Raw genomic sequence first — 23,001 nt, forward strand, 5'->3', positions numbered from 1 at the left:
GGCATGAGGATTGGCATTGTGGGCGCGACCGGCCAGGTCGGCGGCGTCATGCGGCAGGTGCTGGCGGACCGGCGGTTCCCGGCGGAGCAGGTACGGTACTTCGCCTCGGCGCGTTCCGCCGGCCAGGCACTGCCCTGGGGCGACACCGAGGTCACCGTCGAGGACGCGTCAACCGCGGACTACCGCGGACTGGACATCGTGCTCTTCTCCGCCGGTAAGGGGACTTCGCGCGAACTCGCCCCACGGGTCGCCGAGGCCGGCGCGGTGGTGATCGACAACTCCTCGGCCTGGCGGATGGACCCGGGCGTGCCGCTGGTGGTCGCGGAGGTCAACCCGCAGGCCGCGGCCGTACGCCCGAAGGGCATCATCGCCAACCCGAACTGCACCACGATGGCGGCGATGCCGATCCTGCGCCCGCTGCACGAGGAGGCCGGGCTGGTCAGCCTGGTCGTCGCCACGTACCAGGCGGTCTCCGGTGCCGGTCTGTCCGGCGTCGCCGAGCTGGACGAGCAGGTACGCAAGGTAGCCGAGCAGGCCAGCGCCCTGACCTTCGACGGGTCGGCGGTCGACTTCCCGGCGCCCCGCCAGTTCAGCCAGCCGATCGCGTACAACGTGCTTCCGCTCGCCGGCTCGATCGTCGACGACGGGTCGGGCGAGACCGACGAGGAGCAGAAGCTGCGCAACGAGAGCCGCAAGATCCTCGACATCCCCGGGCTGCTGGTCTCCGGCACCTGCGTACGGGTGCCGGTGTTCACCGGCCACTCGTTGCAGATCAACGCCCGCTTCGCCCGTCCGATCAGCCCGCAGCGTGCGGTGGAACTGCTCGCGACGGCGCCGGGCGTGGCGCTGGAGCAGGTGCCGACCCCGCTGAAGGCGGCCGGTCAGGACCCGACCTACGTCGGTCGGATCCGGGCGGACGAAACCGTCGAGCACGGGTTGGCCCTCTTCTGCTCCAACGACAACCTGCGCAAGGGCGCCGCCCTCAACGCGGTCCAGATCGCCGAGCTGCTGGCCGCTTCCGCGGCCTGAGCAACGTACGTCGGAAGGTCGCCGGTCAGTGTCGCCCGGCGGCCGCCCGGGACAGGGGAGAAGACATGGCTGATGACCGGTTCGACGAAGCGCTGCTCGACCTGCTGGGCAGCCGACCGTACGGGGTGCTGGCGACCATCAAGCGCGACGGCCAACCCCAGCTCTCCAACGTCGTCTACCACCTGGACCGGGAACGGGACCTGATCCGGGTTTCCGTCACCGACGGCCGGGCCAAGACGGCCAACCTCCGGCGGGACCCCCGGGCCAGCCTGCACGCCACCTCTCCCGACGGCTGGGCGTACGCGGTCGCGGAGTGCGGTGCCGAGTTGGCGCCGCCGGCCGCCGACCCGTACGACGCCACGGTGGAGGAACTGGTCGACCTCTACCGCTCGATCAGCGGCGAACATCCGGACTGGGACGACTACCGGCGGGCGATGGTGGCCGATCGGCGGCTGGTGCTGCGGCTGACCGTTCGGCGGGTCTACGGCATCCCGCCCCGGGGGTGACCCGCGGCCCGTTCGCCGACCCGGGATACCGCCGGAATGCTCTCTTGTCGCGTGGCGCCGTCGCAGGAATGCTCTCTTGCCGCTGATCGGGGATCAGGGCCCGATCCCGCTCCTACCATCGGGCAATGGTGCATCTCGATGCGATCCGATCCGCAGCCCGGTCAATCACTCCGAAGTGGACCGACCGGATCGGCGAACTTGTCTCGTGTGAATCACCGCCCGGGGCGCTGCCCCAGCTGACCGCCTGCGCCGACCTGCTCGCCGGTTGGGGCGAGGCGGTCCTCGGCCGTCCCGCCCAGCGTCTGCTCCGCGACGGTCTACCCCACCTGTTCTGGCCGGCCGAGCAGCAGAAGGTGCTGCTGCTCGGACACTTCGACACCGTCTGGCCCGAGGGCACCATCCGGGAGTGGCCCTACCGGGTGCGGGACGGTATCGCCACCGGACCCGGCGTCTGCGACATGAAGGGCGGCATCGCCCAGCTCTTCGCGGCGCTGTCCCTGGTCACCGACCCCTCCGCGGTCGGGGTGCTGCTCACCTGCGACGAGGAGACCGGCTCGGTCACCTCGCGAGCACTGATCGAGGAACAGGCCCGGCGTTCAGGCGTGGTGCTGGTCTGCGAACCGTCCACCGAGGACGGTGCGCTGAAGGTGGCCCGCAAGGGCGGGTCGGTCTACCGGGTCGAGGTCCGGGGCCGGGCCGCACACGCCGGGGTGGAGCCGTTCCGGGGGATCAACGCCACCATCGAGCTGGCCCACCAGGTGCTGGCCGTACAGGCGCTGGCCTCCGTACCGGACGGTACGACGGTGACGCCGACCGTGGCCAGCGCCGGCACCACTACCAACACGGTGCCCGAGTCGGCCACCTTCTGCGTCGACGTACGGTCCTGGAGCCGGGCCGAGCTGCACCGGGTGGACCGGATGATGCACCGCCTGGTACCCCGGCTGGCCGAGGCCGGGCTGACCCTGGGCGGGGGCCTCAACCGGTACCCGATGACCCAGGCGGTGGCGCTGCCGCTGCTCGCGGTGACCCGGTCCGCGGCCGTCGCGATCGGCCTGGAACCACCGGTGGGTGTCTCCGCCCCCGGTGCCTCGGACGGGAATTTCACCGCCGCGCTCGGCGTACCCACCCTGGACGGACTCGGCGCGGTCGGTGGATATCCGCACGGCCGGGGGGAGTACATGGACCTGCGGCGGGTGCCGGAGCGGGTGGCGATGCTGACCGCGCTGGTCGAGCGGCTGCTGGTCGGGCCGCTGCCGCCGCACCTCCCACCCGCCGCGCTGGACACACCGGCCGGACCCGACGCGTCGGTCCTGGTCGATGCGCCGGCCGGACCCGACGCGTCGGTCGGGCTGGACGTGCCGGCCGGGCAGCCCGGCTGAAAAACCCGCGGTTCGGTTCGGCGACATCGACGCGCCGAGTCGCCCCCGGACCCGTCAGTCTGCCTAGGATCGGAGCACCAACTGCTGTCCGCCGCTCCGGGTCCGGCGGACCGGGCCAACGCCGTTCGTGACGCTCGGCGAACAGCTCGCCGAGCGCCCGGCGAAGGTGGGCGCGGGTATGACCGGCACGGCCGAAGTTCCAGTGGAGCACCCCACCGCCGGTCCGAGGTTCGGGGTCGAGGAGGAATTCCTCGTGATCGACCCGGAGACCCGGGAGGCGGTGCCGCAGGCGGAGGCGGTGCTGCGACGGGCGAAGGCGGAACTCGGCGAGCGGGTCGGCGGCGAGATCACCACGTTGCAGGCCGAGACCAAGACGACACCCTGCCACGACGTGGCCGAGCTGCACCGGCAACTGGTCGAGGGCAGGGCCGTACTCGGTGCAGCCGCGGCGGCCGAGGGACTGCGGGTGATGGCGAGCGGCAGCGCGGTGCTCGGCGACGTGGTCCCGCCGCCGATCGTCTCCGGCGAGCGCCCGGCCCGGGGTACGGCGACCTTCCGGGGCCTGCACGACGAGGTGGCAATCTGCTCGGTGCACGTACACGTCGAGATGCCGGACCGGGACCGGGCGGCGCTGGTCAGCAACCACCTGCGGCCGTACCTGCCGGTGCTGATCGGGTTGACCGCGAACTCGCCGTACTGGGCGGGACGGGACACCGGGTACGCGAGTTGGCGCACCATCGCCTGGCACCGCTGGCCGGTCGCCGGGCCGCCGCCGTACTTCACCTCGGCCGAGCACTACGACCGGGTGGTGGACACCCTGCTCGACGCCGGTGCCCTGGTCGACCTGGGCACCCTGTTCTGGGACATCCGGCTGTCGGCACACCTGCCCACCCTGGAGATCCGGGTCGCCGACGTACCGGTCACCGCCGAGGAGTCCGCGCTGTACGCCGCCCTGGTCCGCGCGCTGGTCGTACGCGTGGGCACGGAGGTCGACCGGGGCGAGCCCGGACCGGTCGTCGCACCCGAACTGCTCCGGGTGGCCTACTGGCGGGCCGCCCGCGACGGGCTCGCCGGACACGGGGTCGACCCGCTCACCGGTGAGCTGCGCCCGGCGGTCGAGCTGGTCGACGCGCTCTTCCGGTACGTCCGGCCGGTGCTCGCCGAACAAGGCGACCTGCCGCTGGTCACCTCCTGGCTGGACGGGCTGCTCGGCTCCGCCGCAGACGGTGCGGTACGGCAGCGCCGGGCGGCGGCACGGCGTGACCGGCTCACCGACGTGGTGGACGACCTCGTCGCGCGGACCGTCCCGGAGCTGGTGAACGTCGACTGAGCACGCTCGCGGTGGGCAGCGGCGCCGGTCCGGGCGACCCTTGTCGGGTACGGCCATACACCCGGGGAGGCGTGGATGAGCACCACCCAGCAAGCCGCGACGAGACTGGTCGAGTCGACACGACGACCGCCGGTCGAGATGGTCCGCACCGCACAGGCGTACGCGGAGCAGATGGGTGCCCGCCGGTCGGTGCGCGACTTCTCGTCCGAACCGGTGCCGCCGGAGGTGATCGAGGCGGCGGTGGCCGCGGCGGCGAGCGCGCCGAGCGGAGCCAACCGGCAGCCGTGGCGGTTCGTGGTCCTCACCGACCCGGCCCGTAAGCGGCTGCTGCGGGACCGCGCCGAGGCGGAGGAGCGGGAGTTCTACGACCACCGGGCGTCCGAGGAGTGGCTGGACGCGCTCGCCCCGATCGGCACCGACTGGCGCAAGCCGTTCCTCGAGGTCGCGCCGGTGGTGATCGTCGTATTCGAGGTGCACCGGGGCGGGGAGGATCCCAAGCCGTACTACGTGAAGGAGTCGGTCGGCATCGCGGTGGGAATGCTGATCAGCGCGCTGCACCTGGCCGGGCTGGCGACGCTGACGCACACCCCCAGCCCGATGCGGTTCCTCAACGAGGTCTGCGAGCGACCGGCGCACGAGCGTCCGTACCTGGTGCTGCCGGTGGGTTACCCGGCCGACGGCGCGCGGGTGCCGGAGCTGACCCGCAAGCCGCTGGCCGAGGTGATGATCGAACGGTGAGTGGGATCAGCGCGGTTGTGCCTCCGGTACGAAGAGGTCGGCACCCAGGTGGGCCTGGAAGAACGCGTGCAGCGGGGCGACGTGCCGGTCCGGGCGGGTCCAGTGGGCGAGCAGGTCTTCCAGCAGGTGCCGTTCCTCCACGATGGATCCGTTGCGGTAGCGCCGCACGACCGGGTGGATGAAGGCACTCTCCGCGGCCCGGTCCGGTGACGGGTGCCGTTCGATCGCGAACACGTCCGAGTAGTCGTCCCGGCCCCAGCGCAGGGTGACCGTGTAGAAGTGCGGCGAGTCGCCGAACCGCTGCACCGCATAGTCCTCGGGCAGGTCCTGGTAGTGCCGGAACTCGCCGGTCCGCTCGTCACGTACCAGCACGTCGCAGAGGTATTCGAACTGGGTCCAGAGGGCCGAACTCCAGTTCAGCCGCTCCAGCGTGAGCGAGGTCAGTTCCTTCGGCTCGGCCGGCAGCACGTCGTACGGGAGCGGCACCTGACCGTACGACTCCTGCAGCAGCCGGGTGAGCGTACGCAGGTTGTAGCGGAAGCCGTCGATGAAGGCCGACGAGGCGCGCTTGAAGTCCCTGGCCTGGGCGATGGTGCCGGCGAAGTACAGCCCCGGCACGTTGGTCGACTGCCAGTCCGGGCCGGTCGCCGGCATCCGCCCGTTCGGGGCCAGCTCGGGGCGGCAGTTCGGGGCGAACACCGAGGTGTCCATCACGAACCCGGTGCAGCGGATCACCGAGTCGTACTCCAACAGTTCCCGTTCGCCGTCGGCGTGGGTGTAACTGATCTCGACCTCGTACGCGTCACCGGCCGGGCGGATCACGTCCACCGTGCAGTCGAGCACCGAGTGCAGGGTCTTGAACTGGTAGCTGTCGAGCAGCGCGCCGTAGTGGGTCCGTACGTTGCCGGGGTGCTTGGTGTTCCAGGCGAGCTGGAGCGGTCGGGGGCTGGCCAGGTGCACCATCGCCGCGTGGCCGAGGATCGCCGACGCGGTCTCGAACGCCGAGTTGCCCTTGCCCAGGATGAGCACCCGCTGGTCGGCGAAGGCGGCTGGATCGGTGTCGACGTCCTCGTACCCGATCGCGTGCTCGATCCCGTCGATCTGCGGTACGTAGGGAGTGGCCCACCCGGTGGCCACGATGACGCAGCCCGCCCGGATCAGCCCCCGGCTGGTCCGGACCAGGAACCCGGCGCCGGTACCGCCCGCGCCGCCGTCCTCCTCGACCGGCGCGTCCCCCTCCACCCGTTCGATCCGTTCGACGGCCTCGTCGAACCGGATCGCGAGGTGGTGTTCCCGCTGGAAGTCGTCGAGGTAGCGGACCAGGTCGTCGGCGTGCGGGAAGTAGTCGCTGCTGTAGTGCGGGAAATGCAACTCGGGCTTGTCGTTGAGCAGCGAGTTCCAGTCCCAGCGGAGCCGGATCTCGGGATCGTTGCTGCGGGTGTGCACCTTGTTGAGGGAGATCAACCGGCGGTGTCGGGGATAGTGCCGGAAGAAGTGCGCGGGCGCCGGCTCCCGTTCGAGCGTGACGTAGTCCGCGCCGACCTGTTGCAGGTAGTAGCTGAGCTGGATGCCGGCCGGGCCGCCACCGACGATCACGTACTGGTGCTGTTCCGGTTCCGTCGTGGATCCTGGGTCGGTCGGCTGGTGCTCGTAACGCCGCTCGCTGGTTCGGATCTCGGGCACGCCGTCATCCTCCTGTTGCTCACCGTCAGAGATCGACCATGGAGGATCCGGTCGAGCCTGTCAAACGTTGGTTTGGAAGGGGCCCTTCCCATACAAAAAGCGATAACAAGGGGCCCTTCCTGCCGTTTCAGGCGGGCGCTGTTTAATACCGATCATGAGTACGGACACAAGCGCTGACCTGCGAGTTGGCATTCTCGGTTACGGCATCGGCGGCCAGCGTTTCCATGCACCGCTGGTGGCGGCGACGCCCGGCCTGTCGGTCGCGGTGATCGTCACGAGTGACCCCAAGCGCGCCGCTCGGGCGCGGGCGGACTATCCACAGGCACAGGTGGTGCGCACCGCCGACGACCTGTTCGCGGTCGCCGGATCGCTGGACCTGGTGGTGGTGAGCACGCCGAACCGGACCCACGTGCCGCTCGCCCTGCGGGCCGTCGAGGCGGGGCTGCCGGTGGTGGTCGACAAGCCGTTCGCGCCGACCGCGGCGGACGCGCGTCAGGTGGTCGAGGCGGCGGCACGGGCCGGCGTCGGGCTGACGGTGTTCCAGAACCGGCGGCTGGACTCGGACTTCCTGACCGTACGCGGGGTGCTGGCGTCGGGGCGGCTCGGCAACGTCTACCGCTTCGAGTCCCGGTACGACCGCTGGGTGCCGACGCCGAAGGAGAACTGGCGCGAGTTCGGCGATCCGGCCGAGGCCGGCGGGCTGCTGTACGACCTCGGCGCGCACATCGTCGACCAGGCGCTGCAACTGTTCGGCCCGGTCGCCGAGGTCTACGCCGAACTCGACCGCCGCCGAGCGGGGGTGCAGGTGGACGACGACACCTTCGTCGCGCTGCGGCACGTCAACGGGGTGCGTACGCACCTGTGGGCGTCGGCGCTGGCCGGCACCCGCAACCCGCGCTTCCGGGTGCTGGGCGACCAGGGCACCTTCACCAAGTACGGGCTGGACGTGCAGGAGCCGCAGGTGCTCGCCGGTACCCGGCCGGGTGACCCGGGCTGGGGTGTCGAGCCGGCGGAGAATGCCGGAGTGCTGGGCGTGAACGACGACGTCGAGACCGTACCGACCGAGATCGGACGGTATGAGCTGTTCTACGCCGAGGTTCGGGATGCGCTGCTGGGCCGGGGCGAGTTCCCGGTCGACCCCGCCAGCGCGGTGGAGGGGCTGCGGGTGATCGAGGCCGCGTACACCTCCGCGACCGAGCGCCGGGTGGTCGTGCTCGACCACTGAGCCGGCGTCGGGTCCCGCTCGGCACCGTGCGGGCGTCAACCGGTCGGGTCACCTCTGTTACCCGGCGGCGGTCGCGGGTAGACGGCAACCGCCGACAGAGAGAGGAGCACCATGACGACCGTCGGAGAGTTCATGACGACCCGGTTGGTGACCATGGACGGCACCGACACGCTCACCGCCGCGGCCCAGGAGATGCGGGACAGCGCCATTGGCGATGTGATCGTGACCAGCGGGGACGCGGTGATCGGCATCGTCACCGACCGTGACATTACGGTACGCGGGGTGGCAGATGGGCTGGATGTCGGCAGTGCGACGCTCAGCCAGATCCTGAGCCACGATGTCGTCACGGTGACCCAGTACGACGACGCCGTGGCCGCCGCCGACCTGATGCGGACCTACGGCGTACGGCGGCTGCCGGTGATCGAGGAGGGCCGCCTGATCGGGTTGGTCTCGCTCGGAGACCTGGCGGTGGAGCGGGAGCCACAGTCCGTTCTCGCCGACATCAGCGCCGACGACCCGAACAACTAGAACACCCGTACCAAGAACGACAGGCCGTGACCGCGCCGATCCCCATCCCGGGACTCGGCGCGGTCACGTCACGCCCCCTCCCCCTCCCCCTCCGCCTGCAATGCGATCTTGCACTTGTGGTCGCGTACAAATCAGGACGAATAACCTGATCCGGGCGCCACAAGTGCAAGATCGGCGAGGAGAGCGAGGAGGGTGGGGGTGGGGTGGGGTGGGGTGGGCGGGGGGAACCTCATCCTTTGTGGGGGATGTGTGGTCACCGGGGGGTGGGCGACGCTGCGGAGACGTGGGCTACTCGTGCAGTACGGATGAGGGGGACCGATGGCAGATCCGACCGCCGACTTCTTCGACGGCCTCGGCCATCGCGGGCCGGAGCCGATGCTGACGAGGGTCCGGGGCACGGTCCGGTTCGACCTCGGGCACCGGGACGGTACGGACCACTGGGTGCTGGTGATGAGCGAGGGGAACATCAGCGCCAGTCGCGGGGAACGGCCGGCGGACTGCGTGGTCAGCACCCAGCTCCAGTTCTTCGACAAGGTGACCGTGGGCGAGGCGAATCCGATCGCGGCCCTGCTGCGCAACGAGATCACGGTCGAGGGCAACCTGCTGCTGTTCCACTACTTCCAGCGTCTCCTACCCGGTCCTCCGGGCGCACGCGATCCCCGTGAGCTGGTCCAGGAGAGGAGGCAGAAGTGACGGACATGGTGAGCATCCTCGACGGCAACACCTTCCTGGTCAGCGACAGCCGGGGCGACATCGACCCGTCGCCGACGTTTCCCACCGGCCTGTTCTCGTTCGACACCCGGTTCCTGTCCCGCTGGGAGCTGACCATCGACGGGGAACGGCTCAACCCGCTGTCCATCGACGACCTGCAGTACTACGAGACCCGGTTCTTCCTCGTACCGGGCGAGCCGACGCACTACGTCGACGCGAAGGTGTCGGTGGTCCGCCAGCGGACCATCGGCGGCAGCTTCGACGAGCAGCTCACCGTCCTCAACCACCAGGGCGAACCGGTCGAGCTGACCATCCGGATGGAGGTCGGGTGCGACTTCGCCGACCTGTTCGAGATCAAGGACGTGAAGGAGAAGGTCGGTGCGGCGCAGGCGTACGTCGAGGAGGGGCGGCTGCGGCTCAGCTACCGCCGGGACACCTTCCGACGCGAAACCTTCATCACGTCGACCACCCCGGCCGAGATCGACGAGCACGGGCTGACCTTCCGGGTACGGATCGAGGCGCACGCGGAGTGGACCACGAACCTGCACGTCGAGACCATGGTGGAGGGCGCCGGAGGGCGCGACCTGCGGCTCGGACTGATCAACCACACCAGCCGGATCAAGACCGAGATGCAGGGCGACCTCGCCGAGTGGATCGGTCGGGCGCCGAAGCTCGCCTGCGACTGCGAGCCGCTGGGTGACACGTACGAGCGCAGCCTGGCCGACCTCGCCGCGCTGCGTTACACCCCGCTCGCGTTCGAGTCGAAGGTGCCGACCGCCGGCCTGCCCTGGTTCATGACCCTGTTCGGCCGGGACAGCATCTTCACCTGCCTGCAGTCGCTGCCGTTCACCCCGGAACTGGCCGGACCGACGTTGCAGATTCTCGCCGTGAAGCAGGGCACCAAACTGGACGACTTCCGGGACGAGGAGCCGGGCAAGATCCTGCACGAGCTGCGGTACGGGGAGTCGGCGGCGTTCGAGGACCAGCCGCATTCGCCGTACTACGGCGCGGCCGACTCGACACCGCTGTTCGTCATCCTGCTCGACGAGTACGAGCGCTGGACCGGGGACGTGGAACTCGTTCGCAACCTGGAGCAGGAGGCGCGCGCCGCCCTGCGCTGGATCGACACGTACGGCGACATCAGGGGCGACGGTTACCTCTGGTACGAGCGCCGCAACACCCGCAACGGGCTGGAGAACCAGTGCTGGAAGGACTCGTTCGACGCGATCTCGTACCGCGACGGGAGGCTGCCGTCGTTCCCCCGGGCCACCTGTGAGCTACAGGGTTACGCGTACGACGCGAAGATGCGCGGCGCCCGGCTGGCCCGCCGGGTCTGGCACGACCCGGTCTTCGCCGACCGGCTGGAGCGGGAGGCGGCGGACCTGAAGTCCCGGTTCAACCGGGACTACTGGGTCGAGGACGGCGAGTACTACGCGCTGGCGTTGGACGCCGAGGGCGGTCAGGTGGACGCGTTGTCGTCGAACATGGGTCACCTGCTCTGGAGCGGGATCGTCGACGAGGACAAGGCCGCCAAGGTGGCCGCGCACCTGCTCGGGCCGCGGCTCTTCTCCGGCTGGGGAGTGCGTACCCTGGCCGAGGGGGAGGGCCGGTACAACCCCGTCGGTTACCACGTCGGCACGGTCTGGCCGTTCGACAACTCGTTCATCGCCTGGGGACTGCGCCGGTACGGCTTCGACGAGGAGGCCGGCCGGATCGCCGAGGCGATCATCGACGCCTCGCAGTACTTCCGGGGCCGGCTGCCGGAGGCGTTCGCCGGCTACGACCGGGTGCTGACCAAGTACCCGGTGCAGTACCCGACCGCGTGCAGCCCGCAGGCGTGGTCGACCGGTACGCCGATGCTGCTGCTCCGGGTGATGCTGGGTCTCGAACCGCACGACGAGCACCTGGTGGTCGACCCGGCCCTGCCGCGCGGGATGGGCCGGTTGGAGTTGCTCGACATCCCCGGCCGGTGGGGCAAGATCGACGCTTTCGGTCGCGGCCGGGTCGACATCCACCACGAGCAGGAGGTCGTCGACCTGGAAAGCGAACGGTCGAACCAGCCGCTGATGCAGGCGTTGCCGGACGGCGGCCGTTAGCTCCATCCGAACCGGGAACCCGGCCGTCAACTCCAGCTTCGGTCGGGGTTCCGGCTGGCGCTCAGCGGTCGCTCGCACCAGTGCACGAACCGCTCGGCGAGATCTTCCTCGGTCAGCGCCGGCAACTCCTCCCGGGCCTGTCGCAGCAACAGGTGGAGCTGGTTTTCGAGCCCTATCGGATTGCCCTGGTAGAGGTACTTCAACTGTCGCTTGCGGACGATGCAGGGCCACTCCTGCCCACAGGCGCGACAGGACCAGTCGGGGCGGGAGGGTACGTGGACCGCGGGTGCGTCAGTCACCGTTGCGATCCAGGGGGCGGCGATAGAAATCGTCGGTTTCCTCTCCGCCCCGTACGTAGCAGACGCTGTGCTGGCGCTGCCAGTCCCGCAACGCGGTCTTCATCATCGCGGCCTCCTCTCGTGCACTCGCCAGTTCCTGGTACAGCACCGCCAGGTCGACCTCGACCAGGTCGAGGAACTCGCGTACCTCGCCCGGCGCGTATCCGCGTCGGCCGAGCCCGGTCGGGTTGAATCTCTTTCTTCGTACGTCCCTGGGGGTCAGGAGAGTGCTGCCTCGTGGCCGGCGAATGGTGTCGCGCGCGTCCTCCATGGCCCTCATCCCGATCCCATTGACGTGTCTGACGTGGGTCAAACGGAAACTGGCAGGTTGCCGTGACGGTAACCGCTATCGCGTCCCCACCCATGGGACAGTCGTATTTCCGGCAGTTACGCCGCGCCGTCGGGCCGTTCCTCGTCGGCCGACGGCTGGGCCGCGGTACGCAACCGACCGCGCCCGAACGCGTCGATCCGCCCCCACCGGCCCGGTATGCCGAGCAGTTCGATCCGCCCCAGGCTGGCCGGCACCGCGGGCCGGACGGTCAGCCCGTCCTCCTGCGGTTCGAGCCCGAGCATCGTACGCAGCAGCAGCAGTGGCGCACCGGCCGACCAGGCCTGTGGGCTGCACGCGGTCGGGTACTGCACCGGGTACGTGGTGAGGTCCCGGTCGTAACCGGCAAACGCCTCCGGCAGCCGGCCCTGGAAGTACTTGGCCGCGTCGATGATGCTCTCCGCGATCCGGGCCGACTCCTCGGTGAAGCCGTACTTCGCCAGGCCGGCGGCGATGATCGAGTTGTCGAACGGCCAGACCGTGCCGACGTGGTAGCCGAGCGGGTTGTACCGGCCGTTGCCCTCGGCGAGCGTACGCACACCCCAGCCGGAGAACATCGCCGGACCGAGCAGGTGTCGCGCCACCATCGGGGCCTTGTCCTCGTCGACGATCCCGCTCCAGAGCAGATGCCCCATGTTCGAGGCGAGCCCGTCGACCTGCCGTCCGGCACCGTCGAGCGCGAGCGCGTAGTACTCCCCGTCCTCCACCCAGAAGTCGCGGTTGAAGCGCATCTTCAGGTCGGCCGCCTCCTGCTCCAGCCGGTCGGCGAGCTGCGGGTCGTCCCAGAACTTCCGGGCCATCCGGGCGCCACGGATCTTCGCGTCGTACGCGTACCCCTGGATCTCGCAGGTTGCCCGGGGGAAGCTGGGCAGGCTGCCGTCCCGGAAGCAGATGGCGTCCCAGGAGTCCTTCCAGCACTGGTTCTCCAACCCGTTGCGGGTGTTGCGCCGCTCGTACCAGATGTAACCGTTGCCGACCAGGTCGCCGTAGCTGTCGATCCAGGACAGCGCCAGCCGCGCCTCGTCGGCCAGTTCGCGTACGAGTGCCGTGTCACCGCTCCAGCGTTCGTACTCGTCCAGCAGGATCACGAACAGCGGGGTCGAGTCGGCCGCACCGTAGTACGGCGAGTGCGGCTGCTCCTCGAACGCGGCCGACTCGCCGTACCGGATCTCGTGCAGGATCTTGCCGGGCTCCTCGTCGCGCAGGTTGTCCAACCTGGTCCCCTGCAGGTCGGCCAGGGTACGCAGGGTGGACGGGGCGATCTCCGGGATGAACGGCAGGGTCTGCAGGCAGGTGAGGATGCTGTCCCGGCCGAACAGGGTCATGAACCAGGGCAGGCCGGCGGCGGGCAGCTTCTCCTTGCGCAGCAGGCCGGTGTAACGCAGCGCGGCCAGGTCGGTGATGCTGCGTTCGTACGAGTCGTTCAGCGGTTCGCAGTCACAGGCCAGGTGCGGCGCGCGGGCCATCCACTCGTCGAGGCGGCGCTGCACGTCGGGGCGTCCCCGCCCCCGTTCGGAGGTCGGCAGTTCCGCTGCCGCCGACTCGTCCGCGCTCGGGAAGAGCGTGACCACCCGCAGTACGGTGGTCCACTTGCCGTGCGGCTCGATCCGGATCCGGAACGTCATGCCCTGCTCGTCGATCTCGGCCTCGTGGCTGGCCGAGATGAGCGTCTCGCGGTAGAAGGCGTCCCGCCGGTAACTCAGCCGCAGTGTGTCGTGCTGCACCCGGGTGGTGATCACACCGCGCTTCGGCAGCAGGTTCTTGATCTCGAACAGGTCCGCGAAGTCGCTGCCGATCTCCATCCGTACGGTGAAGTCGACCGCTTCCTCCTCGTGGTTCAGTACGGTCAACCGCTCCTCGAACCCGCCGCCCACCGTACGTTGCCGGATCACCGACGCCTTGGCGTCGATGTAGTGCGTCGGCTCACCCGGGGCGAGGAAGAAGCTGGTCTGGAAGTACCGCAGGTCGTCGACGGAGAGCGAGTGCAGGCGCTCCCCGTTGATGGTCAGCTCCCAGCGCGCGATGAACCGGGTGTCCAGCGCGAACAGACCTGTGGGGAAGCTCGGCGACGGGTCGATGTCGCCGTTGCGGCTGCTCACCACGAAGGTGGCGCCGTCGAGGATGCTGACCGGCTCGGTCACCGGGTGTCCCGTTCCCGGACCATCCGCCGAGGATCGACCGCGCCCGGTGCGGCGGGAAAGAACCGGCGGAACATCATCAGCAGTGGGATGTCACCGTCGAGCACACACTCGGTACGGATCATCGCCGAGATGACGTTGGCCTGGCCGGTGGTGAAGCGGTCGAACAACTCCCCGTCGACGTGCACGACACAGTCCGCGTCCCGCCGGTCCGGCGACACCGAGATGTTGCCGTGGTGCATGGCGACGAACCAGTGTTCGGTCTCCGTACCGTTGCGCAGGTCGAAGCGGAGCGTGCCGTGGGCCCGCTTCGGCAGCAGGTCGGGCGCGCGTTCGCCGAGACCGTGGAAGAAGCTCGTTGTCACCTCGCCCATACGCGTACTCCTCCTCGTACGAAGAAGCATCGCCCCGTACGCGGGGCGGGCACATCACCCGGAGGAGGTGAACTCCGCAGGTCCGGGCCGGCGGCCGCGGAGCAGGAGCAGGCCGCTGCCCAGGGCGGCGGCGACCGGGGCGAGCACGAAACCGACGGTGACCCGCCCGCTCGCGTCCAGCAGGGCGCCGTTGACCGCCGCCCCACCGGCGCTACCCACGGAGAAGGCGGTGGCCGCCCAGGCGAACGCCTCGGCGACCGTGCCCGCCGGGGCCACCCGGTCGATCGCCACGAACGCGACGGTGAGCAGCGGTGGCAGCGCGAGCCCGCTGACCGCCATCAGCACCAGCATCGCGGGCGGGGCCGGGGTGAGCAGCAGGGGCAGGTAGCCGGCGGCGAAGACCGCCGTCGCCCGAGGCAGGGTGGCGTGCCGGCGCAGGCCGCCGAAGCGTACGTAGAGCAGGCCGCCGACGAGCGCCCCGGTGGCCTGGGCGGCGAGCAGCCAACCGGCCCAGGAGCGCGCCCCGGACGCCTCGGCGTAGCCGGTCGCGGCCACCGTCACGCTGCCCACCCCGGTGCCGACCAGCACCAGCGCGCCGAGGATCAGCCGCAGCCGGGCGGCGCGCAGCGGACCCGCCCAGTGGCGTACGGCCCGCTCGCCCCGCCAGCGGCGGACCGCGCCGGTGGTGGCGAACCAGGCGGTGCCGGCGGCCTGGAACAGCGCGGCGGCGGCCAGGCCACCGGTCGGGCCGACCAGACCCACCGCGGCTAGCGTGACCACCGGGCCGAGTACGAAGATCGCCTCCTGGACCGCGATGTCCAGCGTGTACGCGGTCTGCACCTGGTGGGCCGGGAGCAGGTCGCGCCAGAGCACCCGCAGACACGACTCGAACGGCGGCGCACCCGCACCGGCCAGCGCGGCGGCGAACACGGTGACCGGCAGGTTGACGTGCGCGGCGGTGAGCGCGAAACCGAGCGTGGAGACGACCATGGCCAGCCACAGCACCGGCGGTTGGCGCCACCGGTCGGCGACCCGGGCGAGCATCGGCTGGCCGACCGCCATGCCCGCGGTGTACGCGCCGACCAGCAGCCCGGCCACGGTCAGCGTCACCGTCTCGCGGGCGAAGATCAGCAGGGCCAGCGGTGCGGCGCCGAGCGGGATCCGGCCGAGCAGGCTGGCCGCCAGCACCCGCGCGGTCTGCGGCGCCCGCAGCACGGCCAGCGCGGACGTGTCGGCGGTTGGTGCCGGTAGGGAACCCGGCGCGGTGTCGGAATCTGGGTGTGGCGTGGTGCCGGAGTTTTCGGGCATGGCGGAAGCGCTCCCGGAGCGGGGGAAGGGACCGGACGGTGTTCGGATCGGCGAACCCGTCAGGGAGCGAAGTCGGCGCGTTCGTGGTCGTTGCCGTAGAGCGGCAGCGCGGGCGTGATCCAGCACCGGTACGCGGCGGCGGTGGCGTCGAGCGGGATCACGCCCGCAACTGTATCGGTTGTGCCGCTCAGCGGATCGGGCTGAACTTCAGGTGCGACCGCTGCCGTAGCCGGATCCCGGAGGCGAGCGCGACCAGGGCGGTGAGCGCCACCGCGAAGACGACGCCGTGCACCAGGCCGCGGGTCAGGTAACCGCCGTCGGTGTGGTCGACCGCGTACGTGCCGATCTCCCGGCTGGCCCAGAACGGCAGGAGCCGGGCGGCGGTGCCGGCCGGGTCGAGCATCATCTGCAACCCGAACACGATCAGCAGGACCAGGGTGCCCTCCAACTCGCGCGGCAGCACCGCGCTCAGCACCAGCCCAAACGGTGCCGCGGTGGCCACCGTGAGCAGCATGATCAGGGCGATCGCGCCGTACCGTACGTCGTGCTGGTCGAACCGGACGAGCAGGAAGTACGGCACCGAGAGCAGCAGGCCGACGACCCAGAGCGCGAGCAGCCGGCCCAGGTGCAGGTGGTACGCCCGGTAGCCGGAGAGCCGCAGCCGGGGTTCGATCTCGCGGGCCGCGCTGCCGGCGAACAGGGCGGCGGTGCTCAGCGCCCAGCCCAGTCCGAGGCAGACGAAGCGGATCGACTGGCCCAGGTGGTCGCCCCGCCGGCTCAGGTAGAACAGCAGCGGCAGCACCAGCAGGATCACCAGGACCGAGCGCCGACGCAGCATCTCCCGCAGCGCCATCTCGGCGATCGTCAACAACTTGGTCATTTTCTTCCCCCGCCGCTCGGCCGATTCCGCTCGCTCGTCCCGCCGCTCATCCGACTCGGACCGCTCATCCGACCGGCTGCCGGACCGGGCTCAGGTCGAGCACGGTGTCGACCCGGTCGAGTTGGTTGAGCAGGTGGGTGACCACCACGATCGCCTTGCCGGCCGCGCGCCAGTCCCAGAGCTGGTGCCAGAAGTCGAGGTAGGTGCCCCGGTCGAAGCCCTGGTAGGGCTCGTCCAGCAGCAGCACGTCCGGGTCACCGAGACCGGCCAGCACCAGGTTGAGCTTCTGCCGGGTGCCGCCGGAGAGGTGCCGGGCCTGGGTCGGCCCGGTCGGATCCCAGTCCAGCCCGGCGGCCTGCCGCCGACCAGCCGACCGCGCGGTGTCGCGGTGCAGCCCACGGCCCGCGCCCACCAGCACAAAATGCTCTTCGGGTACGAGGAAGTCGCTGGTACCGCCGGACTGCGGGCAGTAGCCGACGGTCCCGTGCACGCGTACCTGGCCCCGGTCGGGGCTGGCCAGGCCGGCGCAGATGCGCAGGAAGGTGCTCTTGCCGGAGCCGTTCGCACCGACCACCGCCGCGATCTCGCCCGCCCGTACGGTCAGGTCGACTCCGGTCAGCACCCGGTGCCGGCGGTAGCGCTTGGTGATGCCGCGTGCCTCCAGCCGTACCGGACCGGGTGCGCCCCGGTACACCCGAGGTTCGGCCGCGCCGACGCTGTCCGCCACCGCCGCCGCGTACGTCTCCGGCGGGCCGAACACCCGCAGCGGCGCCTCACCGCTGTCGCGCAGGTGGGTGGCCGCCTCGGCGACCACGTGTCCGGCCAGGTCCCGGTCGACGCCGTGCCGGCGCAGTTCGCCGGCCAGCGCGGCCAGCCATCCCTCGTGGTTCACCGATTGTCCGTGGTTCACCGCGTGCTCACCTCCCGCAGAATCGCGCCCACCCCGCCGCTGAACGTGGCCCAGTCGGCGGTGGTCTGGCGCAGCGTCTCGCCGCCCGCGACCGTGATCCGGTAGTACTTGCGGGCCGGGCCGGTCGTACCCTCCCGCCACTGGGCACTGACCAGCCCGGTGCGCTGCAACCGCAGCAGCACCGGGTAGAGCGTGCCGCCCTGGATCGGCCCGACCCCGGCCGCGTTCAGCGACTGGGCCAGTTCGTAGCCGTACGACTCGCGTCTGGCGAGCAGTGCCAGTACGCAGAGGTCGAGCACCCCGCGCAACCACTGCCCACGTCGCTCCTGATCCACGCGGCACAAGGTAGCAGACCTACCTAGCTTGCCGCACAACCTAGGGCGCTCCCGACGTGAGCTTGACAGGCGGCGTCAAGTGCTTGACAGTAGGTGTCAAGTGCTTGACGGGTGGTGTCAAGAAGGGAGGCGTCCGTGGTGCCCACGGATCGGAAACAGCTCGCCGAGCAGCTCGTACGGCTGCTCGACATCCGACTGCTCGACCCGCTGGAGATCCTGCTCGACGGGGACGACAGCGTGGAGGCAATCCGTACCGTGGTCCGGATCCGGGCGGTGACCTGGGCGGACCGGATCGTCGCCGGGGACGACCGGGAGGCGGTCGGCGTGATCATGCGGGTGGTGTCGACCCTCTACCCGGACGACGGACCGTTCGACCCGCCGCTGGACTGGTGGCGCACCCCGCTGGGTCGGGCGGTGAGCCGCCGGGTCGGTCACCCCACCGCCACCGCCATCTCGTACGCGGTGGCCGGCGCGATGCTCGGCATCACCCGGCAGGGCGTACACGACCTGGTGAACCGGGGGCGGTTGACCCGCCACCCGGACGGCGGGGTGGTGCCCTCGTCGGTCCGGGACCGACTGCTCCAACTCGACGGGCAGGGCGAGCCCGCGCGATCCGACCAGCAGGGCGAGCCGGCGCGATCCGACGGGGAGGCCGAGCGTGCGTGATCTGACGGTGGCGGGCGCGGGAGTGCTGCTCGCGATACGTGACTTCGGTGGGGCAGGCGCACCGGTTCTGCTGCTGCACGGCGCCGGCGGCACCCTGTCCGCGATGGACGCGCTGGCCGAGGGGCTGCGGCCGGCGTACCGGGCGGTGGCGGTGGACCTGCGCGGGCACGGCGGGTCCGGTGACGGGTCGTGGACCATGGACGCGGTCCTCACCGACCTCGACGCGGTCGTGGCCGACCTGGGCCTGGACCCGCCCGCGATGGTCGGTTGGTCGCTCGGCGGGATGATCGCCACCGAGTGGGCGCGGCGGCATCCGGAGTGTCCGGCCGTGGTGAGCCTGGACGGCGTACCGCCGCCGACCCGTCCGGAACAGCTGGTCGGGCTCGCGCCCGAGCATGCGGCGGGCGAACTGGCCCGGCTGCACGCCGTCTTCGCCGAGATGAGCGCCGGGATGGCCCGGTCGGGTGCCCGTCCCGGTCCGGAGACGGTCGAACAGATGCGCCTGGCCATGGCGTCGTTCGACCTGGTCCCGGCGCTGCGGGCGGCGCCCTGTCCGCTGCTGCTGGTGCTCGCCACGGCCGACATGCCAGCGCAGGAGCCGTTCGGCGAGCTGTACGACGCGTACCGGCGGGGGACCTCCGCGGGGGTCGCCGAGGCTGCCGGTGCCAACCCGAGGCTGCGGGTGGTCGCGCTGGCCGGGGCGACGCACGCCATGGTCGCCAACCAGCCACAGCGGGTCGCCGCCCTGGTCAGGGCGTTCCTCGACGACCCGACCGGCGACGCCACGGACGACACGGATGGGGCGTGAGTTACGTCGTGGTGTGGTCCGGGTAACGTTTGACGATGCCAGAACTCGTGTACCCGCCCGTGATCGCGACCGCCAAGACGCTCTTCCGCGCGCTCGACCTGCGGCTGCGAGTGGAGGGCGGGCAGCACGTGCCCCGCTCCGGTGGCGCCGTGATGGCCAGCAACCACGTCAGCTACCTCGACTTCATCTTCTGCGGACTGGGCGCCCAGCCGTCCCGCCGGCTGGTGCGCTTCATGGCCAAGCAGGAGGTCTTCACCAACCGGTACGCCGGCCCGCTGATGCGCGGCATGCGGCACATCCCGGTCGACCGGAACAACGGCGCCGGCTCGTACGCGACCGCGGTCAGCGCGCTGCGCGCGGGCGAGGTGGTCGGTGTCTTCCCGGAGGCGACGATCAGCCGCTCGTTCACGCTCAAGGGCACCAAGAGCGGGGTGGCCCGGATGGCCGACACCGCCGGGGTGCCGGTGCTGCCGGTCGCGCTCTGGGGCACCCAGCGGCTCTGGACGAAGGGCCGTCCGAAGAACCTGACCCGGCGGCACACCCCGATCACCATCCTGATCGGCGAGCCGCTGGCGCCCGCGGACTTCGGCACCTCCGGCGCGCTGATGGCCGAACTGCGCCGGCAGCTCACCACCCTGATCGACCGGGCCCAGCGCGAGTACCCGGACCAGCCCGCCGGGCCGGAAGACACCTGGTGGCAGCCGGCGCACCTCGGCGGCTCGGCACCCACTCCGGAGGAGGCGGCGGAACTCGACGGGGAGACCCGCCGGCCCCGGCGGCCGAGCGCCGACCTGGTCGGGGAGGCCGAGCGCTGACCCGCGCCGGCTAGGTCCGCGGCTGGATCAGGTCCCAGCGGTTGCCGTACAGGTCCTCGAAGACGGCAACCGAACCGTACGGCTCGTGCCGGGGCGGCTCGGCGAACCGTACACCCGCCGCGGCCATCCGCCCGTGGTCCCGCTCGAAGTCGTCGGTGTGCAGGAACAGGGCCACCCGTCCGCCGGTCTGGTCGCCGATCCGGGTGGCCTGCTCCGGTCCGGCGGCCCGGGCCAGCAGCAGCGCGGTTTCGGTCGATCCGGGCGGGGCGACCACCACCCAGCGGGTGCCGTCACCGCGTGGGGTGTCCTCGACCAGCCGGAACCCGACCTGGTCGACGTAGAAGGCGATGGCCTCGTCATAGTCGCGTACGACGAGGGTAACCAGTCCGAGATGTGCCATCCCCTCATGATCGCCGGTCGCTGCGACGGGCCGGCGACGGGGGAGCGGGGCAGATATCCGGCCGAATGCGGATTGGCGAGGATTCTTCGCACCCGGTTTGGGTAGATGGCCGGATGCGATTGATTCGCGGGTGGCGCGGGGCGCGCCCGGCGGCCAGGCCGAACGGCGGCGCGCCGAGGCCGGCGACGTGGGACCCGTACGCGTCGGCGGGGGTTCCGTCCGAGCGTCGGCACGCCCTGCCGGAGCGGCCAGCACGGGTGGTGATCATCTCGGCCAGCGCGGGCGCCGGGCACGAGGGCGCGAGCCGTGAACTGGCAGACCGGCTCCGTGGTCGGGGATTTGAGGTGGATTGCCGGGATCTGGCGGACATCTTCCCGTACGGGCTCGGCAAGCTCCTCCGGGGCACCTACCACGGCATGCTGAGCAGGTTCCCGTGGATCTACGGGTCGCTGTTCGCGATCGGCTGCAACTTCACCGGCGCCGGCCCGATCACCAGGGCACTGCTCCGCCCGGTCCGGGCGCAGGTGCGTGAACTGGTCGGACCGGACACCAGGGCGGTGGTTTCGACGTACCCGATCGCCACCCAACTGCTCGGACCGCTGCGCCGCAAGGGCCAGCTCGGCGTACCGGTGATCACGTACCTGACCGACTTCGCGGTCAACCCGCTCTGGGTCTCGCCCGGTGTGGACGTCTACTGCGCCGCGCACCCGACCAGCCGGGCCCAGGCCCGCGCGCTCGGCGCGACCGAGGTACGGGTGGTCGGTCGGCTCGTCTCGGCCGGCTTCGGCCCCGGTACGGCGCAGGCCCGGCGACACGCCCGGGAGCACTTCGGTCTGCCGGCGCAGGGACGGCTCGCCCTGCTGGTCGCCGGCTCCTGGGGGGTCGGCGAGGTGGCGACCACCGCCGCCGAGATCGCCCGTACCGGCGTGGCCACCCCGGTGGTCGTCTGCGGGCACAACGAGGCGCTCTACCGGCGACTACGCCGCCAGCGGGTGGCCCACGTCTTCGGCTGGGTCGACGACATGCCCGCGCTGCTGCAGGCTGCCGACGTACTGGTCGAGAACGCCGGTGGGCTGACCGCGCTGGAGGCGATGGCCAGCGGACTGCCGGTCGCCACCTACCGGCCGATCCCCGGTCACGGTCGGGCCAACGCCGTCACCATGGCGCAGGCCGGCATGGTGAGCTGGGTGCGTCGGGCCGAGGACCTGGGACCGGCCCTGGTGGAGCTGACCGACGGCGTACGCGGCCAGCAGCAACGCGACGCCGGCCTGGAGCTGTTCGAATCCGACCCGGCGCGGGTGGTGGCGGACGTGGCGCGGGGCGTGGAGGCGTTGCCGAACCCGTTGCCCCGGCCGTCGTCGCGTACCCGAGGTGGGCGTGGTCGCCGCGCCCGGCGGGCCGGCGTGCTGGTCTGCCTCGCGGTCGCCGCGCTGAACTGGTACGCACACCACCACGCCCAGCAGCCGACTCCACCGGGACGGCGCCGGTGATGTCGGGCCGACGCCGAGCGGGCTGATCCCGTGCCGCTTCTCGCGATCGTGCTCGGCCTCGTCTCGGCGCTGTTCTTCGCCTTCAGTTCGGCCCTCGAACAGCACGCCGCCAAGCAGGAGAAGCCGACCAGGGCCGGCGACCCCCGGCTGCTGATCCGGCTGCTGCACCGGCCACTCTGGCTCTTCGGCGGCATCCCGGACGCCATCGGCACCGGCGTGCAGGCGGTCGCCCTGCGCTTCGGTCCGCTGGCCCTGGTCGAGCCGCTGCTGATGACCGGCCTGTTCATGGCGATCCCGCTGGAGGCGGCGCTGGAGAAACGCAAGCCGCACCGCAAGGACCTCATCCTCGCGGGAATCGCGATCGTCGGCCTGGCCACCTTCCTGGTCACGGCGAACCCGCGCGCCGGGGTGGAACAGCCGTCGACCATGGCCTGGCTGGGCGTGGGCGTGGGTGCCGGTGGGCTGATCGCGATCTGCCTGCTCGGCGCGTGGCGCGCCCGGGAAGCGCACCGGGGCACCCTGCTCGGCATCGCCACCGGGCTGCTGTACGCGGTCGCCGCGGCGCTGCTCAAGACGATCAGCGAGGACCTCACCAGTAAGCCGTGGATGTTGCTGGCCGACTGGCACCTGTACGCGCTGATCGTGGTCGGCGCGGGCGCGCTGATCCTGAACCAGAACGCGTACCAGAGCGGGCCGATCGCCGCGCCACTGACCGCTATCACGTTGCTCGACCCGTTCGGTGGAGTAGTCATCGGAGTAACTGCGTTCCACGAGACGCTCTCCACCGACGGCCCCCGGCTGGTGATCGAAATCATCGCCGTGATCCTCATGATCGTCGGGATTTCGCTGGCCAGCACCACCCGGTCGAAGTAGCCCGGCTCGATCGGAACCTGAAACAGACTTCGCCGGCCTCACCGTCCAACCGGTTGAAGTTGGGTACGCTCAGTCACGACTACTTAGCGCGAGTGATGGGTTACTAACATCTG

Annotated in this window: 24 protein-coding genes; 14 read left to right on the forward strand and 10 right to left on the reverse strand. The window is 70.9% G+C overall.

Translation table 11 applies throughout. The features are described 5' to 3' along the window. Positions 1–3: 3 nt before the first annotated feature. The 5 genes from AB0J90_RS08550 to AB0J90_RS08570 all read left to right on the forward strand — a co-directional run bounded on the left by AB0J90_RS08550 (position 4) and on the right by AB0J90_RS08570 (position 4,982). Positions 4–1,029 (forward strand): aspartate-semialdehyde dehydrogenase, encoded by a 1,026-nt coding sequence (locus AB0J90_RS08550; protein ID WP_363593567.1) that lies wholly within the window; start codon positions 4–6, stop codon positions 1,027–1,029. Positions 1,030–1,094: 65 nt separating this feature from the next. Next, positions 1,095–1,535: a PPOX class F420-dependent oxidoreductase gene (locus AB0J90_RS08555; protein ID WP_363593569.1), complete on the forward strand. Its 441-nt coding sequence runs from the start codon at positions 1,095–1,097 to the stop codon at positions 1,533–1,535. A 125-nt stretch (positions 1,536–1,660) separates the two neighbouring features. Further along, entirely contained in the window at positions 1,661–2,914 is a 1,254-nt protein-coding gene (locus AB0J90_RS08560; protein ID WP_363593571.1) for a M20 family metallopeptidase, read from the forward strand. Between the two features lie 127 nt (positions 2,915–3,041). Next, positions 3,042–4,244, forward strand: coding sequence for a glutamate--cysteine ligase (locus AB0J90_RS08565; protein WP_363593573.1), 1,203 nt, complete (start codon positions 3,042–3,044; stop codon positions 4,242–4,244). Between the two features lie 138 nt (positions 4,245–4,382). After that, the gene (locus tag AB0J90_RS08570; RefSeq protein ID WP_363593693.1) at positions 4,383–4,982 is read left to right on the forward strand and encodes a nitroreductase family protein; all 600 of its coding nucleotides are present in this window, start codon (positions 4,383–4,385) and stop codon (positions 4,980–4,982) included. Between the two features lie 6 nt (positions 4,983–4,988). Here AB0J90_RS08570 and AB0J90_RS08575 read toward each other — a convergent pair whose 3' ends face one another. Next, positions 4,989–6,665: an NAD(P)-binding domain-containing protein gene (locus AB0J90_RS08575; RefSeq protein WP_363593575.1), complete on the reverse strand. Its 1,677-nt coding sequence runs from the start codon at positions 6,663–6,665 to the stop codon at positions 4,989–4,991. A gap of 154 nt (positions 6,666–6,819) precedes the next feature. Here AB0J90_RS08575 and AB0J90_RS08580 point away from each other — a divergent pair, with 154 nt between their 5' ends. The 4 genes from AB0J90_RS08580 (at position 6,820) to AB0J90_RS08595 (ending at position 11,225) form a co-directional block, all read left to right on the forward strand. After that, the gene (locus AB0J90_RS08580; RefSeq protein ID WP_363593577.1) at positions 6,820–7,890 is read left to right on the forward strand and encodes a Gfo/Idh/MocA family oxidoreductase; all 1,071 of its coding nucleotides are present in this window, start codon (positions 6,820–6,822) and stop codon (positions 7,888–7,890) included. A 111-nt stretch (positions 7,891–8,001) separates the two neighbouring features. Continuing rightward, positions 8,002–8,418: a CBS domain-containing protein gene (locus tag AB0J90_RS08585; RefSeq protein WP_326556048.1), complete on the forward strand. Its 417-nt coding sequence runs from the start codon at positions 8,002–8,004 to the stop codon at positions 8,416–8,418. Between the two features lie 318 nt (positions 8,419–8,736). Continuing rightward, positions 8,737–9,111 carry an SCP2 sterol-binding domain-containing protein gene (locus AB0J90_RS08590; RefSeq protein ID WP_363593579.1) on the forward strand — a complete coding sequence of 125 codons (375 nt, stop codon included), beginning with the start codon at positions 8,737–8,739 and terminating at the stop codon, positions 9,109–9,111. Between the two features lie 5 nt (positions 9,112–9,116). Beyond that, positions 9,117–11,225, forward strand: coding sequence for a glycogen debranching N-terminal domain-containing protein (locus AB0J90_RS08595; RefSeq protein WP_363593695.1), 2,109 nt, complete (start codon positions 9,117–9,119; stop codon positions 11,223–11,225). 26 nt (positions 11,226–11,251) lie between these two features. On the opposite strand, the gene AB0J90_RS08600 is transcribed toward AB0J90_RS08595, so the two are convergent. The 8 genes from AB0J90_RS08600 to AB0J90_RS08635 form a co-directional block, all read right to left on the reverse strand. After that, positions 11,252–11,524: a hypothetical protein gene (locus AB0J90_RS08600; protein ID WP_363593580.1), complete on the reverse strand. Its 273-nt coding sequence runs from the start codon at positions 11,522–11,524 to the stop codon at positions 11,252–11,254. After that, a complete protein-coding gene (locus AB0J90_RS08605; protein WP_363593582.1) occupies positions 11,517–11,834 on the reverse strand; it encodes a DivIVA domain-containing protein in 318 nt (105 codons plus the stop codon). The genes AB0J90_RS08600 and AB0J90_RS08605 overlap by 8 nt, the downstream gene beginning before the upstream one ends. A 116-nt stretch (positions 11,835–11,950) precedes the next feature. Further along, a complete protein-coding gene (locus AB0J90_RS08610; RefSeq protein ID WP_363593584.1) occupies positions 11,951–14,032 on the reverse strand; it encodes a glycogen debranching N-terminal domain-containing protein in 2,082 nt (693 codons plus the stop codon). After that, positions 14,029–14,403 (reverse strand): SCP2 sterol-binding domain-containing protein, encoded by a 375-nt coding sequence (locus tag AB0J90_RS08615; protein ID WP_363593586.1) that lies wholly within the window; start codon positions 14,401–14,403, stop codon positions 14,029–14,031. Before AB0J90_RS08615 ends, AB0J90_RS08610 begins: the two co-directional genes overlap by 4 nt. 54 nt (positions 14,404–14,457) lie before the next feature. Next, positions 14,458–15,711: an MFS transporter gene (locus AB0J90_RS08620; RefSeq protein WP_363593588.1), complete on the reverse strand. Its 1,254-nt coding sequence runs from the start codon at positions 15,709–15,711 to the stop codon at positions 14,458–14,460. A 187-nt stretch (positions 15,712–15,898) separates the two neighbouring features. After that, positions 15,899–16,591, reverse strand: a complete 693-nt coding sequence (locus AB0J90_RS08625; protein ID WP_363593590.1) for an ABC transporter permease — start codon at positions 16,589–16,591, stop codon at positions 15,899–15,901. 64 nt (positions 16,592–16,655) lie between these two features. Then, positions 16,656–17,501 (reverse strand): ATP-binding cassette domain-containing protein, encoded by an 846-nt coding sequence (locus AB0J90_RS08630; protein WP_363593592.1) that lies wholly within the window; start codon positions 17,499–17,501, stop codon positions 16,656–16,658. Continuing rightward, positions 17,498–17,836, reverse strand: coding sequence for a PadR family transcriptional regulator (locus AB0J90_RS08635; protein ID WP_326556058.1), 339 nt, complete (start codon positions 17,834–17,836; stop codon positions 17,498–17,500). Before AB0J90_RS08635 ends, AB0J90_RS08630 begins: the two co-directional genes overlap by 4 nt. A 135-nt stretch (positions 17,837–17,971) precedes the next feature. Here AB0J90_RS08635 and AB0J90_RS08640 point away from each other — a divergent pair, with 135 nt between their 5' ends. Genes AB0J90_RS08640 through AB0J90_RS08650 form a run of 3 tightly spaced genes read left to right on the forward strand, consistent with a single transcriptional unit; the run spans position 17,972 to position 20,125 of the window. Next, positions 17,972–18,502 carry a hypothetical protein gene (locus AB0J90_RS08640; RefSeq protein WP_363593594.1) on the forward strand — a complete coding sequence of 177 codons (531 nt, stop codon included), beginning with the start codon at positions 17,972–17,974 and terminating at the stop codon, positions 18,500–18,502. Further along, positions 18,495–19,310 carry an alpha/beta hydrolase gene (locus tag AB0J90_RS08645; RefSeq protein ID WP_363593596.1) on the forward strand — a complete coding sequence of 272 codons (816 nt, stop codon included), beginning with the start codon at positions 18,495–18,497 and terminating at the stop codon, positions 19,308–19,310. Before AB0J90_RS08640 ends, AB0J90_RS08645 begins: the two co-directional genes overlap by 8 nt. Positions 19,311–19,345: 35 nt before the next feature. After that, complete coding sequence (locus AB0J90_RS08650) at positions 19,346–20,125, forward strand: lysophospholipid acyltransferase family protein (RefSeq protein ID WP_363593598.1); 780 nt, start codon at positions 19,346–19,348, stop codon at positions 20,123–20,125. Between the two features lie 10 nt (positions 20,126–20,135). Here AB0J90_RS08650 and AB0J90_RS08655 read toward each other — a convergent pair whose 3' ends face one another. Next, positions 20,136–20,525, reverse strand: a complete 390-nt coding sequence (locus AB0J90_RS08655; protein ID WP_363593600.1) for a VOC family protein — start codon at positions 20,523–20,525, stop codon at positions 20,136–20,138. A 113-nt stretch (positions 20,526–20,638) separates the two neighbouring features. Here AB0J90_RS08655 and AB0J90_RS08660 point away from each other — a divergent pair, with 113 nt between their 5' ends. Next, positions 20,639–22,015 (forward strand): glycosyltransferase, encoded by a 1,377-nt coding sequence (locus AB0J90_RS08660; protein ID WP_363593603.1) that lies wholly within the window; start codon positions 20,639–20,641, stop codon positions 22,013–22,015. Positions 22,016–22,045: 30 nt separating this feature from the next. Then, positions 22,046–22,888, forward strand: a complete 843-nt coding sequence (locus AB0J90_RS08665) for a DMT family transporter (RefSeq protein ID WP_363593605.1) — start codon at positions 22,046–22,048, stop codon at positions 22,886–22,888. Positions 22,889–23,001: the final 113 nt, after the last annotated feature.

It is taken from the genome of Micromonospora sp. NPDC049523, from assembly GCF_040676775.1.
In the GTDB taxonomy this organism is placed as follows: Bacteria; Actinomycetota; Actinomycetes; order Mycobacteriales; family Micromonosporaceae; genus Micromonospora_G.

Coding starts and splice junctions, on each gene's coding strand:
- AB0J90_RS08560 (WP_363593571.1), top strand. CDS start 1,661: ATGGTGCATCTCGATGCGATCCGATCCGCAGCCCGGTCAATCACTCCG.
- AB0J90_RS08650 (WP_363593598.1), top strand. CDS start 19,346: ATGCCAGAACTCGTGTACCCGCCCGTGATCGCGACCGCCAAGACGCTC.
- AB0J90_RS08655 (WP_363593600.1), bottom strand. CDS start 20,525: ATGGCACATCTCGGACTGGTTACCCTCGTCGTACGCGACTATGACGAG.
- AB0J90_RS08585 (WP_326556048.1), top strand. CDS start 8,002: ATGACGACCGTCGGAGAGTTCATGACGACCCGGTTGGTGACCATGGAC.
- AB0J90_RS08615 (WP_363593586.1), bottom strand. CDS start 14,403: ATGGGCGAGGTGACAACGAGCTTCTTCCACGGTCTCGGCGAACGCGCG.
- AB0J90_RS08605 (WP_363593582.1), bottom strand. CDS start 11,834: ATGGAGGACGCGCGCGACACCATTCGCCGGCCACGAGGCAGCACTCTC.
- AB0J90_RS08620 (WP_363593588.1), bottom strand. CDS start 15,711: ATGCCCGAAAACTCCGGCACCACGCCACACCCAGATTCCGACACCGCG.
- AB0J90_RS08595 (WP_363593695.1), top strand. CDS start 9,117: ATGGTGAGCATCCTCGACGGCAACACCTTCCTGGTCAGCGACAGCCGG.
- AB0J90_RS08625 (WP_363593590.1), bottom strand. CDS start 16,591: ATGACCAAGTTGTTGACGATCGCCGAGATGGCGCTGCGGGAGATGCTG.
- AB0J90_RS08580 (WP_363593577.1), top strand. CDS start 6,820: ATGAGTACGGACACAAGCGCTGACCTGCGAGTTGGCATTCTCGGTTAC.
- AB0J90_RS08570 (WP_363593693.1), top strand. CDS start 4,383: ATGGTCCGCACCGCACAGGCGTACGCGGAGCAGATGGGTGCCCGCCGG.
- AB0J90_RS08590 (WP_363593579.1), top strand. CDS start 8,737: ATGGCAGATCCGACCGCCGACTTCTTCGACGGCCTCGGCCATCGCGGG.
- AB0J90_RS08660 (WP_363593603.1), top strand. CDS start 20,639: ATGCGATTGATTCGCGGGTGGCGCGGGGCGCGCCCGGCGGCCAGGCCG.
- AB0J90_RS08550 (WP_363593567.1), top strand. CDS start 4: ATGAGGATTGGCATTGTGGGCGCGACCGGCCAGGTCGGCGGCGTCATG.
- AB0J90_RS08555 (WP_363593569.1), top strand. CDS start 1,095: ATGGCTGATGACCGGTTCGACGAAGCGCTGCTCGACCTGCTGGGCAGC.